This window comes from Roseburia sp. MSJ-14, assembly GCF_018918225.1.
Lineage (GTDB): Bacteria > Bacillota > Clostridia > Lachnospirales > Lachnospiraceae > Petralouisia.
Map to the genome: position 1 here is coordinate 71957 of NZ_JAHLQD010000050.1, position 12640 is coordinate 84596.

Consider the following 12640-nt stretch of genomic DNA (forward strand, 5'->3'; position numbering starts at 1 on the left):
CTATCTTTTCTTATGCTACATTCTTTGCAAATACTTTTTCCTTTATCTTTCCTGTTCCGGCTTTAATCACCTTATCTATATAATAAATTGCCATTGATACCGGCAAGATAATTACTACACAAATTGCAAATATTCCATAACTTTCTGCTGTTGAAGCCTTTCCGTAATCTACACACTCTGTCACTCTATAAATAATATAATGATGCGCCAAAAAGATTGCATAAGAATACTTACTCAAAAAGCTACATATTGCCTTTACCCATCGAAATGCTACAAACTTTCCTATATAAGTCAATACTAAAAATGCCATAATTCCTACATATGTAGTCTGAATACTACTATTGAAACTTGGGACAAACACCGTATTGGCAATCAATACTGCTAACGCAAACAGTGCTGCTTTCCAATTGGTATTCTTAAAATATTTCATATACATCATTCCAAAAAATACTTCCGGAATTCTCACCGCTACAAGTTCTGACTTTGATAATGGTGTCGCATAACAATAAATCGCTAACAAATATAATAATACAATTACTGCCGTAAAGTATCCCGGATGTTTGTTAACGCCCCAACGTAACAGCGGAAACAGAACATACACCAATATAATACATCCTAAGAACCACTCTCCGATTAAATAAAATGTTGGCATAACTCCTGCATAATAACTATCAAATCCAAGAATTGTCAGCAGGAAATTTTGTTTTGGAATCCCTGAAAATTCTCTATGATATACTGCATTTTGAACAATAAATGCAATAATATAAGTAATCCAAAACATAGGATAAATCGCTATTAATCTCTTTTTATAAAATTTCAAAAGTTCACACTTTTTCTCATATACATACATAAGTGCTGCTCCTGAAATTATGAAGAACAAGGATACTCCAAAATCTCCAATATATAGATTACAAACCTTCCAGGTTACTACAACCTTATCTAATCGCTGTGGCTGCATATATAAAAATGTTGCATTATAATGTGTCAACAAGATAGAAATAACTGCTATCGCTCTAATAAAGTCTAAATAGAATATTCGCTCTTTTTTCATTATATTTCTTATTGTTCCTTCCGTTTTTTATGATGTCCCGCCTGTTCCTGTAATGTAAGGTATTTGGTGCGAACCTCATTAAGTTCCTCTACACTCTTTTTATACAATTCAATGTACTTCTGTCGCTCTTTCTGTAACTCTTCTATTCCACCTGAATTTTCTTCATAGAAAGCCTTATATTTCTGTAATTCATTATCTAAATTTGTTGCATGTTTTTGCAATTCTTTTAAATAATTTTCAGTTGAGGTAATATACTCCTTGAGTCCCTCTACCTGATCTAACAGCTCTTTTTCTCTTTTGGTTGCTGCTTCCATTTGTCTTTGCATAGAAGCTACCATCTGCTGCATACCATTTTGTACTTCATTATCACCATCATTATACTGGCAGTATGCCTCCATATTGTTTTGTTGCGCTACTTTTCCTACACTAATGTATTCTTTGTAGCACAAAATAAATCCGGTTTTCACTTCATGTTCTTCCAGGCACTTCTGAAACCACTGTTCCAGTTTCTGATTTCTTTGAATTACCAAAAGATACTCTCTATCCCAGTCATTTTCAAGGTTTGCGCTAATATCTGTCATTACCTCTTCCGGAATTTCCCATACAACAGATTCTTCCTGTTCTAATAGCATAACATACTCCTTAGATGCTATTACATGTCCACCCGTTGTACGGCATTCCTCTACCGCGTGTATAAATTCTTCCTTGTACTTACATTCTCTGTTGGCATCAATTTCAATAAAAAACAAAATATACATATTTATTACCTCAACTTTTTAACGAAAAATCTTTCTTGCAACTCTCTTAAAGATATTATTCTTTCTCATTTTTCTATATATGTGCTCCGCACGCTCTGCTGTGATATGATCCACAATATCTGCTTCTATTAAAATCTTCTTAACTGGTAAAGTTTCTTTCCAATTAAAGTATAACTGGGGATCAGGTCCCAAAAATACCAGCTCATTTTCCAGCATAATTCCGTTATGCATTGCATCTTTCATAGAAAGTTGTACTTCTCTTTCATTTTGGAATATCACTGTCATTTTTAAATCGTGGATAATGATTCCTGCCTTTTCGCCCGGATCCCAACGAACTTCGTTGATATTGCCATACTTTTCCAATCCGCTATATTCATACAGATTTTCATCGGATTCATTTGCCACAACTAAACTATTCTTTTCTGAATACTCCATATTTTTCTTAGGATATAATTTTGCATTAATAATGCTTCCTTCGGTATATCCTAATGCCGAGCGGCACATTCTCCATTCAACAAAAGTCTTCTTGGTATTTCTGACCACTTCCTCATACTTTCCGGCTCCCGGACCTGCATTAAAGATTTCTTCATTCAAACCACGCAGCATGTAGTTTAAGTTTGTAATTTCCATTGCAGCTCCATGTGAAGAGAATATCCATCCCGGATAATATCCCTCTTGCTGAACCACATAACTATAAATACGTTCTACTGCATGTAAAAGTGTTCCGTCAATTTTATTTGGCTCCGATGGGAAATCCTTATATTCCCAGTCCTGTTCAAACAACAACTTCATTGCCTTTGGTCTGAACCAGAACATCGTTCCCAGTGGTGCAACCGGTTCTTTTTCTTTTACAATCGGTACTGTAAGTTTTAATTTTTCTGCCAGTTCTTTGGTAACCTCATAGTTCATGCCCCACTCTAATCCAAGGGTAATATAATAATCTCCATGACATGGTGGCGGTGGTGTCAGCAAACCGATTCTCGGATTACGTTCAAATGTGTCTAATACATGCTCCACAAATTCTTTGGTAGGCAATAAATTTTCAAAACACTTATAAGAAAATCCTGCACCGATTGTTTCCGGCTTTAGCTGAACTACTTTCTTATCATGTACAAAACAAACATAATCGTAGTCCATAATAAACTTTTTCGTTCCCACTAACAATGCGCTTACATCTCGTCCACGATTTTCAATTAAAATAACTTCCACTTTATTAGGCAGACACGCAAACTTTTCTTCGATTAATGCCTTTTTCTTTTCACTTCCTACTGTTACATAAATATCTGCTTCCTTTGGTAGAGACTTCATGTAATGTAAGCAATAATCTGCCAATCCTTCAAAATAGAAATGTAATACAAGAGCTATCTTACGTTTACTTAATATTTCTGAGATATCAATACCATTCTGTGCATCCATCACATAATTAAGCTGCATATTTTTCTTAATATCTGCCTGATTTTCCAGACGTAAAATATTATCCCATATCATATTTACATCATAATCGGTATGCTTATCTAAGAACTCATATGCTTCGTGCGCAGATTCCCCTGCGGTATCATTGATAATATTGGTATAATCCTGAAAGAAGGAACGTCTCTTAAATATCGGACATCTCTTCTCTTCCAACATCTGTCTGGTTGCACACAAAATCGGGTGATTATTGTATCCTTCGCCCATATCTGCATAAACATCCCATGCAAATCCTGCTTCTGAAAACTTTTTCGTAAAAATTGCTTCATGGCATCCAACTGCTTCACGATAATCATGAATTTCTTGCATATTGTTCCAATATTCCTGAAATTCAATACTTCTTAACATTCTATTACGGACCGCAATAAAATGGGACTGAATATGCTCCGGTATATATCCATACTCAATCGTTCCGAACGGATCTCCGTCTTTATACTCATGATATTTGGTAATTCCCCAGAAATCCAAATCTTTCTGTCCCATGGTTTCAAACATCTCACGCAACGGATATACCGGTCCCATAATTGTATAATTCATCATGATTACTTCATCATAAGAACAGAGTTTTTCCCATCCATAGTAATCCAAAACCGTCTTATATGCCCACACATCTAAGCCTTTATTTTCTCTTACTATGATGGTAGATGTAATTTTTTCCAGTTTTTTTCTTCCCTCTACGTTAAGCTTTCCATTACATACTACCGCTATCTCCGTTGAGTTCTTTTTCAAATCTTCTAACATGTAGGTGATATAATCATCTACAATACCATTCTTATCAAAAATAAAATATATAATTAAACGCTTTACATCATTGCTCTGTAATACCATGTATTTTCTCCTTACAACGTCGTATATAAATTGCAGACCTCGTCTACATTACCATTCAGCAGCATATTTCCATTATACAATAACACTGCTTTATCACACACTCTGCGTACCTGTTCTGTACTATGAGAAACCAATAAAAGTGTTGTTCCTTTTTCTAACATCTCTTGTATTCGTTCCTCACATTTATTTTGGAACTTAAAGTCTCCAACCGACAGAATTTCATCTACAATCAAAATGTCAGGCTGATAAACTGTAGCAATGGAAAATCCCAGTCTTGTTACCATACCGGAAGAAAAGTTTTTCACCGGAACATCAATAAACTTTTCCAGCTCAGCAAACTTAATAATATTCTCTACATTTTCTTCCAGCATCTCTCTTGGATATCCTAAAATTGCTCCATTCAGAAAAATATTCTCACGAGCAGTCAAGTCAAAGTCAAATCCTGCTCCCAATTCAATCATCGGCGCAATACTTCCTGCAATTCTCACACTTCCCAGAGTAGGTTTCAATACTCCGGCAATCACCTTTAACATCGTACTTTTCCCGGAACCGTTTCTTCCTACCAATCCTACTGCTTCGCCCTTCTTCACTTCAAAACTTACGTTTTTCAAAGCCCAAAAATTATCGTATTCTAATTCATGTTTCAGTCTTTTGATTGCATATTCTTTCAGGCTATCAACCTTTTCTTTATATAGACGGAATTCCATGGAAACGTCATTTACTTCTATTACATTTTCAGACATTTGTCCTATTCCTTTCTCATATCCTATAGCTTCAAAATAAAGGTATCTTGTTTCTTTTTGAACATTACAAATCCAATAACTACAACTACTCCACAAACAAGCCAGCATTTTGCATGCATAATAACCGGCGGCACCTTGTTATACAGCACTACCATTCTCATCATATCTACGAATATTGTAAGAGGATTCTTCTGGACGATAGAAGCCAACTTTGCCGGAAGCATACTCATAGGATAAAAAATAGGTGTTAAATACATCCACGCAGTGGTTATAACACCATACAAATGTTTTATATCTCGAAAAGATACTGTCATTACAGACAAAATCATTCCCGCACCAAGTGAAAACAATAAGGTATAAAAAATCGGAAATACCACCAAAAAGATTGTCCATGTAATAGGTGTCTGCGTAATCAGAATAACAATCAACAGTGCTATAAATGAAGTCAATACATTAACTAACGCAGAACACACACGAGACATTGGGAAAAGATACTTCGGTAAATAAACCTTCTTTATCAATGCCGCATTATCCACGATGGAATTCATTGCCATACTACTACTCTCGTTATAAAAATTAAAAATAAGCTGACCACACATTAAATACACCGGGAAATTATCTATACTCTGTTGGAATACCGTGGAAAAAACCACGGTAAGTACCAACATCATTCCCAGTGGATTTAAAACCGTCCATAAAAACCCTAAGGCGGAACGTCTATATTTTGTTTTTAAATCTCTACTCACCAATTCCTGAAGTAATGGGAGATATTTCTTGAAATTTTCGATATAACGCATGTTAACTCCTATTTTTTCAGAGATGCAATTCCCGGCCAAACTTTATCTTTGTCAGATAATGTTAAGTCTGCTTCTGTCATTCCTTCCGGCATTGGCCATTCAACACCGATTTCCGGATCTTTCCACAACAATCCGCCCTCGTCGTTTGGATGATAGAAATCTGTTACCTTATAGCAGAACTCTGCATAATCAGATAATACAATGAATCCATGAGCAAAATTCTTTGGAATAAAGAACTGTTTTTTATTTTCAGCAGATAAAGTTACTCCAAACCATTTACCATATGTTTCAGAACCTTCTCTTAAGTCTACTGCAACGTCAAATACTTCACCGTTTACTACGCGCACCAGCTTATCCTGCGGATAGTTAATCTGGAAGTGTAAACCTCTTAACACACCTTTTTTAGATGCAGACTGGTTGTCCTGTACGAATTCACAGTCAATTCCTGCTTCTTTAAAATCATTGTAGTTATATGTCTCCATAAAGTATCCACGTTCATCACCAAATACTGCCGGTTCAATTACCTTTAATCCTTCGATTCCGTTACAATTATCTGTTACTTTAATCTTTCCCATTTTTCTTGCTCCATTCTATTATTTATAGTTTTTCATAATCTGATTAATCTTTTCAGCATCTCCCCATACTCCCGGTGAGTCGTATGGTCTATCTGGAAATGCACCGTATTCCGGACGAATCTTAAAGTTGTTTTCTTTAATAAATTCTTCCACTTTATCTGCAAGAGATACCGGATTACCTGTACAACAGTTAATAATACCTTTTACCTCTGTCTGACACACTGTCTTTGCAATCTGCTCTGCCAATACATCCACAGAAATAAAATCAAACTTATTCTTTCCTGTAGTAAACGGAAATGTTGCTGCTCCTTCACCTTCAAGCTTAACAATTCTGGAAAAAATAGAGTTATTTTTTAAATCATCACCTAAAATATAATAAGCTCTCAGCCACTGTACACAGACATCATCAATTCCGGGTATTGAGAATATTGCTTGTCTCAATGCATTTTTAGAAATACCGTACAAAGATTTTGGATTACATGGAGTATCTTCTGTAATTGCTCCTTCCCAGTATCCAACCTCATGCATACTTCCCATAACAGCAATTTGCTTTAATCCGCCTTCTAACATAGTTTTTACAAATTCAAAATGTTGTGGCAAATCTTCAATATGGGAATCTGCATTGTGAACGAATCCATTTCTCCATGCCATATGAATACATGCATCCGGTTCGCCCAACTTTTTATACAAATCCTTATCCTTCTGAAAAATTGGAACTGTTACCTTGGTTGCTCTTTCATCCACTCCGTCAAAACCAAAGTCCGAAGCATAGACCTCGCAGCCTAAATCTAATAATTTTTCTACTACATGTCTTCCAATGTATCCATTTGCTCCGGTTACTAACACTCTTTTCATTATCGTTCCTCCAAACTTATAATCCATTGGCAATATCTACAAGATACTGACCATATGCTGTTTTCATCAATGGTTCTGCCAGTTTCTTCAACTGTTCTGCATTAATGAATCCACGCTTGTATGCGATTTCCTCTATACAAGAAATGTACAATCCCTGACGTTTCTGGAATGCGGATACGAAATCTGCTGCTGCTAAAAGCATGTCATGATTTCCGGTATCCAACCATGCAAATCCACGTCCTAATGTCTCTACCTTAAGATTACCCCTCTTGAGGTATTCGTTATTTACACTTGTGATTTCAATTTCACCACGAGCAGATGGCTTCACGTTTTTAGCAATTTCCACTACATCATTATCATAGAAATATAATCCCGGTACTGCATAGTTTGACTTTGGCTGTGCCGGCTTTTCTTCGATAGAAATAGCGGTTCCCTCTTCGTCAAATTCTACTACACCGTACTCTCTTGGGTCTTTTACATAGTAGCCAAAAATTGTTGCGCCTGCCTGACTTTCTGTTCTATCTGCCGCTCTTTTCAGTACGCTTGAAAAGCTCTGGCCATAAAAGATATTATCTCCTAATACCAATGCTACTGCATCTTTTCCAATGAATTTTTCTCCAATGATAAAAGCATCTGCCAATCCTCTTGGTTCGTCCTGTACTGCATATTCGAAGCTCATTCCTAACTGACTTCCATCACCTAATAATTCCTTGAACACCGGCAAATCTCTTGGTGTAGAGATAATCAATATCTCTCTGATTCCAGCTAACATTAATGTAGATAACGGATAGTAAATCATCGGTTTATCATAAACTGGCATAATCTGCTTAGAAATTGCTTTTGTTAATGGATACAGTCTTGTACCGGAGCCACCGGCTAATATAATACCTTTCATTGTAAATCCTCCTAATTATACATGCTCATACATAATCGTCTTATTTTACCACTTTTTTTCTAATTATTCAAGTTTTCACCGTGTTTCCACAGTTTTTTAAGAAAAAACTAAGAAAAACCAAACATTCGAATTTGATGTAAACAAAGAAATGCAGATGCTATTATCCCTATGCTCAAAACTCCATAACACCTGTTTTCCCACTTCTTCGGAATTTTCTCTAATATATATGTTATTCCCTCTACCGCAAAATAAATAAACGGAATTAGCATAGGCATAATGTAACGTCCCTGTGGCTGAAAATCTATCCAGTAGGAATGATAAAAACTTAACATTATGGGAATTCCTATACTAAACGCAAAAACAATATATAATACTTTGCTTTCTTTCCACTTTTCTCTTTTTAGTAACTTCCATAACACTCCTATATAGCCGCCTGCAATAAGTATCCATAGTATTTTATAAATTTTCCCCATGCCCGGGATTCCATCTGTTCCCATAATTCCTACAAAGGTCATTAAGGAAATCTTTATCCACTCGTTTGATATCAGCATTTCATAAAAGCTCCATCCTAAATGTTTCGGATTCGGACGCAGACTTGGCTTATATTCCGGCTGGGCATAGTTTTCTGCACATTGATTGGAAGTGGAAAGTCCAAGAAAATCTCCTTGATAAATCACTCCATTTCTTATAAACCACCAGCCTGCAATGAGGAATGCAATTCCTGCAATTACCGCAGCCATTTTCCACATTCGCAGAGTATTTTCTTGACTCTTTTCCATAACACTTCTCCAAGACAGGAAAAACAGTGGAATACTACATAAAATATATCCATAGGCATTGTAGTAGGATAAGGCACACAGTCCAATTCCCACTGCAAGCGTGATGCAGCTTGTCCTATCCCATTGGCTACGAATTCCTTTAACCCATGCATATATAATTATGGATATAGTAAATAGAGCAAAAGCATCATTGTTCAAATAGCTTCCCAAATACAACACTTGCGGCAATAATGTTGTAAGAAGTATAAACAGCCATCTTACAGCTGTTTTTTCAAAAAGCAAATGTCCTATCTTTATCACAACAGCTGCCATTCCTGTAATACACAGTACACTGGTAAGTCTCACAGCCACATATAATAGTTGTACATCTTCCGTGAATAAATATGCTATTTTCAAAAACACAGCACTCACAATATAAGATACCAATGGCGTAAATCCATATGAAGTTCCCCATACCGGATTACGAATTGCCGGATCTCTTCCATCCGGCAAACTGTCTTTTGTTGCAATGTAATTACACACATCATACTTCATAGCTTCATCCGGTCCCGATGTGGCTCTTGTTGCCATCGCCCACATTATTAAAAATAAAAATATAAATATCACATATAGTTTTTCTATTTTTTTATTATATTTTTCCATTACATACTCCCTGTTTCACATACTACCTGCGTAAGAAAAAGGAAGGTTTTCACCTTCCTTCTTCTCTTTTGCACGGTTTTTATTATTTATTAGAATACATATCCTGATAATATTTCTGATAATCACCGCTAGTTACGTTCTTCATCCAGTCTTCATGTTCAAAGAACCATGCAATTGTCTTCTTGATTCCTTCTGCAAACATGGTTTCTGGTTCCCAGCCGATTTCTGCCTTAATCTTATCTGGTGCGATAGCGTAACGTCTGTCATGACCCTTTCTATCTTCTACATAAGTAATTAAGTCTTTGCTTACATTTGCTCTTCTTGGGTCATTTTCCGGAAGCATCTCTAACAGAGTATCAATAATAATATTGATGATTTCGATGTTACGCTTCTCATTATGTCCACCGATGTTGTAAGTCTCTCCAAGACGTCCTTTTTCCTGTACCATGTCGATTCCCTTTGCATGGTCATCTACATATAACCAGTCACGGATATTCATACCATCACCATATACCGGTAATTTCTTTCCCTGTAATGCATTGTTAATAATCAATGGAATCAGTTTTTCCGGGAACTGATATGGTCCATAGTTATTAGAACAGTTAGTAATATTTGCAGGGAAGTGATATGTGTCAATGTAAGCCTTTACTAAAAAGTCAGAGCTTGCCTTACTTGCTGAATATGGGCTATGTGGAGAGTATGGAGTCGTCTCATAGAAATAACTCTTACCGTCATCCTCCAAGGAACCATATACTTCGTCAGTAGATACATGAAGGAATTTCTTACCTTCTTTGAAGCTTCCGTCCGGTAATTCCCAAGCTGCTTTTGCACAGTTTAACATAACTGCAGTTCCCAAAACGTTTGTCTGAACAAACACTTCCGGATTCTTGATACTTCTATCTACATGGCTTTCTGCTGCAAAATGAACAACACGATCAATGTCATTTTCTTCAAAAATCTTCATAATAGCATCTTTATCACAGATATCAGCTCTTACGAATGTGTAGTTGTCTCTGTTTTCTACGTCTTTTAAGTTCTCAAGATTTCCCGCATAGGTCAACTTGTCCACATTGATAATTCTGATTTCGTTGTCATATTTACGAAACATATAGTGAATGTAGTTAGAGCCAATGAATCCAGCTCCTCCGGTTACTAAATAGGTTCTCATTATAGAGTTCCTCCTTTACATACATTTTATTTTTTATTATCATTTTACTAAAATCGTTTTATTATAGCATTTATCTTTTTATTTTGCAAATATCTTTAAATATACGCTAATCAAAAAGCTTCTCAATCTTCTTGCCATCATACTTTGCCATACTGCAAACCCAGACAGTCCCAGCTCTTCTTTATGTTTTTCCAACAACATGCGATGTTCGGCTATGTAAGCCTTTTCCTTACCTCCACCCATAACCTGTCCTGTATTGGAATCATTTCTGATTCGAAATCCATTCAAAGGCTCATGAATTACGAAAATATCACCCTGACTTGCAATTCGCATATAAAAATCGTAGTCCAGAATATATACAAAGTCTGTATCAAATCCGCCTACTTTATCTAATGCACTCTTTCGAATCATATTTGCCAGTGGCGCTCCAAAATAATTTTGAGAACGCAATCCACTTCTGGCAACTTTTTTTCCATTTACCAACCCAGATTTATGATATCTCTTATAAGTTCCGTGTTGTTTTCCCTGCATATCTACTAACTTGGAATCACTCTCTGCCAGTACTGCTGTAGGATTCTCTATCAATGCCCTTGTTTCTTTTTCAATGGCATCTTTTTCAATCAAATCATCTGCACAAATCAGCTTTACAAATTCACCTGATACTAATTCCAGACACCGATTCCAGTTTCCTGACATTCCAAGATTTTTTTCATTCCTGTATGCCTTTACTCTCTTATCCGGTATAGATGATATCACCTCATAAGTATTGTCTTTTGAGTTATCATCCACAACAATCAATTCTATATTCTGATAGGTTTGGTTCAAAATAGAATCAATGGTTTCTTTAATGTAACCGGCATTGTTATATGCCGGAATACACACACTTACTAATGGTTCCATTTCGTTCTCCTATAATGTTTTCATATAAACTTTTAATGCATCATGCCAGTCTGCCATCTTATAATCACTGGTAAGTCTTAACATATAATTGTCTAAGATTCCGTAACTTGGTCTATTGGCAGATGCAGGATTCATTTCTTTATATTGAACACTGGTAACATGATTTACTTTTGTGTTTTTTCCTGCAAGCTTAAATATTTCTTCTGCAAAATCTGCCCAATTTGTATCTCCCTCACAAGTTGCATGGAACACTCCGTAGTTTTCCGTCTGTTCCAGATAATGAATCATTTTTGCAAGTTCAACTGCACTGGTCGGTGTTCCAAGCTGGTCACAAACCACGCTGACCTCATCATGGTTTTCTGCAAGTTTCAGCATTGTTTTTACAAAATTCTTTCCTTCTCCGTAAAGCCATGCTGTTCTTAAAATAAAGTATTTCGGGGCAAACTCTTTTACAAACTTTTCTCCCTCTAACTTTGTTTTTCCGTATGCACTTACTGGATTTGGTTCATCAAATTCTGTATATGGTTTAGTGCCATTTCCTTCAAATACATAATCTGTAGATACATGTATCATTTTAGCATCTAATTCTCTTGCCGCAATGCTTAAATTTCTAGGTCCAATCGCATTGATCTTATATGCCAAGTCCCATTGTTCTTCACATTTATCTACATTGGTATGCGCTGCACAATTGATAATAACATCCGGTTTTCTTTCTCTTGCCAATTTCAATACAGCTTCAATATCCGTAATATCCAAGGAAATAACACCGTCTCCTTCTACGACATCTGTATTAATAAATACTATCTGATCATTTTCGTATTCTTTACGAATTGCACGACCTAACTGTCCATTACATCCTGTTACCAATATCTTTTTCATCTTTTATTCTCCCAATCCGCTTTCTACTGCACCTACTACTGCTTTCAGTGCTTCTTCTTCATCTTCGCCTTCACATATAAATTCTATTGTATCGCCTGACTTGATGCATGCTCCAAGTACACTTAATACACTTTTAGCGTTTGCGGTACCACCTTTAAACGAAAAGTTAATTGATGATTGATATTTTACCGCTTCTTTGCATAATTCTCCTGCCGGTCTTAAATGCAGCCCTGTAGGATTTTTGATAACTACTTTTTGGCTTACCATATATTTTCCTCCAATAATATCATTGAATGCCCC

At 36.1% G+C, this 12640-nt stretch carries 13 protein-coding genes; all 13 read right to left on the reverse strand.

Features of this window, described 5'->3' with window-relative positions; genetic code table 11:
* Nucleotides 1-10: 10 nt before the first annotated feature.
* Complete coding sequence (locus KQI83_RS13775; protein ID WP_216559267.1) at nucleotides 11-1051, reverse strand: acyltransferase family protein; 1041 nt, start codon at nucleotides 1049-1051, stop codon at nucleotides 11-13.
* A gap of 8 nt (nucleotides 1052-1059) precedes the next feature.
* Nucleotides 1060-1809, reverse strand: coding sequence for a hypothetical protein (locus KQI83_RS13780; protein WP_216559270.1), 750 nt, complete (start codon nucleotides 1807-1809; stop codon nucleotides 1060-1062).
* An 18-nt stretch (nucleotides 1810-1827) separates the two neighbouring features.
* Nucleotides 1828-4107: a rhamnan synthesis F family protein gene (locus tag KQI83_RS13785; RefSeq protein ID WP_216559273.1), complete on the reverse strand. Its 2280-nt coding sequence runs from the start codon at nucleotides 4105-4107 to the stop codon at nucleotides 1828-1830.
* Between the two features lie 11 nt (nucleotides 4108-4118).
* Nucleotides 4119-4850: an ABC transporter ATP-binding protein gene (locus KQI83_RS13790; RefSeq protein WP_216559276.1), complete on the reverse strand. Its 732-nt coding sequence runs from the start codon at nucleotides 4848-4850 to the stop codon at nucleotides 4119-4121.
* 23 nt (nucleotides 4851-4873) lie between these two features.
* Nucleotides 4874-5647, reverse strand: a complete 774-nt coding sequence (locus KQI83_RS13795) for an ABC transporter permease (RefSeq protein ID WP_216559279.1) — start codon at nucleotides 5645-5647, stop codon at nucleotides 4874-4876.
* 8 nt (nucleotides 5648-5655) lie between these two features.
* Entirely contained in the window at nucleotides 5656-6222 is a 567-nt protein-coding gene (gene rfbC, locus KQI83_RS13800; protein WP_216559282.1) for a dTDP-4-dehydrorhamnose 3,5-epimerase, read from the reverse strand.
* Between the two features lie 18 nt (nucleotides 6223-6240).
* Nucleotides 6241-7077, reverse strand: coding sequence for an NAD-dependent epimerase/dehydratase family protein (locus KQI83_RS13805; protein WP_216559285.1), 837 nt, complete (start codon nucleotides 7075-7077; stop codon nucleotides 6241-6243).
* A gap of 16 nt (nucleotides 7078-7093) precedes the next feature.
* A complete protein-coding gene (gene rfbA, locus KQI83_RS13810) occupies nucleotides 7094-7972 on the reverse strand; it encodes a glucose-1-phosphate thymidylyltransferase RfbA (RefSeq protein ID WP_216559287.1) in 879 nt (292 codons plus the stop codon).
* A 107-nt stretch (nucleotides 7973-8079) separates the two neighbouring features.
* Nucleotides 8080-9393, reverse strand: coding sequence for a DUF2142 domain-containing protein (locus KQI83_RS13815; RefSeq protein ID WP_216559289.1), 1314 nt, complete (start codon nucleotides 9391-9393; stop codon nucleotides 8080-8082).
* Between the two features lie 82 nt (nucleotides 9394-9475).
* Nucleotides 9476-10561: a dTDP-glucose 4,6-dehydratase gene (rfbB, locus tag KQI83_RS13820; RefSeq protein ID WP_216559291.1), complete on the reverse strand. Its 1086-nt coding sequence runs from the start codon at nucleotides 10559-10561 to the stop codon at nucleotides 9476-9478.
* Nucleotides 10562-10639: 78 nt separating this feature from the next.
* Nucleotides 10640-11461: a glycosyltransferase family 2 protein gene (locus KQI83_RS13825; protein WP_216559293.1), complete on the reverse strand. Its 822-nt coding sequence runs from the start codon at nucleotides 11459-11461 to the stop codon at nucleotides 10640-10642.
* 9 nt (nucleotides 11462-11470) lie between these two features.
* Nucleotides 11471-12340, reverse strand: a complete 870-nt coding sequence (rfbD, locus tag KQI83_RS13830; RefSeq protein ID WP_216559295.1) for a dTDP-4-dehydrorhamnose reductase — start codon at nucleotides 12338-12340, stop codon at nucleotides 11471-11473.
* Nucleotides 12341-12343: 3 nt separating this feature from the next.
* Nucleotides 12344-12607: an HPr family phosphocarrier protein gene (locus tag KQI83_RS13835; RefSeq protein ID WP_216559297.1), complete on the reverse strand. Its 264-nt coding sequence runs from the start codon at nucleotides 12605-12607 to the stop codon at nucleotides 12344-12346.
* Nucleotides 12608-12640: the final 33 nt, after the last annotated feature.

What these genes read in the sequence shown, in the direction of transcription:
- KQI83_RS13780 (WP_216559270.1), bottom strand. Translation starts at nt 1,809, where the DNA reads ATGTATATTTTGTTTTTTATTGAAATTGATGCCAACAGAGAATGTAAG.
- KQI83_RS13790 (WP_216559276.1), bottom strand. Translation starts at nt 4,850, where the DNA reads ATGTCTGAAAATGTAATAGAAGTAAATGACGTTTCCATGGAATTCCGT.
- KQI83_RS13775 (WP_216559267.1), bottom strand. Translation starts at nt 1,051, where the DNA reads ATGAAAAAAGAGCGAATATTCTATTTAGACTTTATTAGAGCGATAGCA.
- KQI83_RS13795 (WP_216559279.1), bottom strand. Translation starts at nt 5,647, where the DNA reads ATGCGTTATATCGAAAATTTCAAGAAATATCTCCCATTACTTCAGGAA.
- KQI83_RS13835 (WP_216559297.1), bottom strand. Translation starts at nt 12,607, where the DNA reads ATGGTAAGCCAAAAAGTAGTTATCAAAAATCCTACAGGGCTGCATTTA.
- rfbC (WP_216559282.1), bottom strand. Translation starts at nt 6,222, where the DNA reads ATGGGAAAGATTAAAGTAACAGATAATTGTAACGGAATCGAAGGATTA.
- KQI83_RS13825 (WP_216559293.1), bottom strand. Translation starts at nt 11,461, where the DNA reads ATGGAACCATTAGTAAGTGTGTGTATTCCGGCATATAACAATGCCGGT.
- rfbA (WP_216559287.1), bottom strand. Translation starts at nt 7,972, where the DNA reads ATGAAAGGTATTATATTAGCCGGTGGCTCCGGTACAAGACTGTATCCA.
- rfbD (WP_216559295.1), bottom strand. Translation starts at nt 12,340, where the DNA reads ATGAAAAAGATATTGGTAACAGGATGTAATGGACAGTTAGGTCGTGCA.
- KQI83_RS13785 (WP_216559273.1), bottom strand. Translation starts at nt 4,107, where the DNA reads ATGGTATTACAGAGCAATGATGTAAAGCGTTTAATTATATATTTTATT.
- rfbB (WP_216559291.1), bottom strand. Translation starts at nt 10,561, where the DNA reads ATGAGAACCTATTTAGTAACCGGAGGAGCTGGATTCATTGGCTCTAAC.
- KQI83_RS13815 (WP_216559289.1), bottom strand. Translation starts at nt 9,393, where the DNA reads ATGGAAAAATATAATAAAAAAATAGAAAAACTATATGTGATATTTATA.
- KQI83_RS13805 (WP_216559285.1), bottom strand. Translation starts at nt 7,077, where the DNA reads ATGAAAAGAGTGTTAGTAACCGGAGCAAATGGATACATTGGAAGACAT.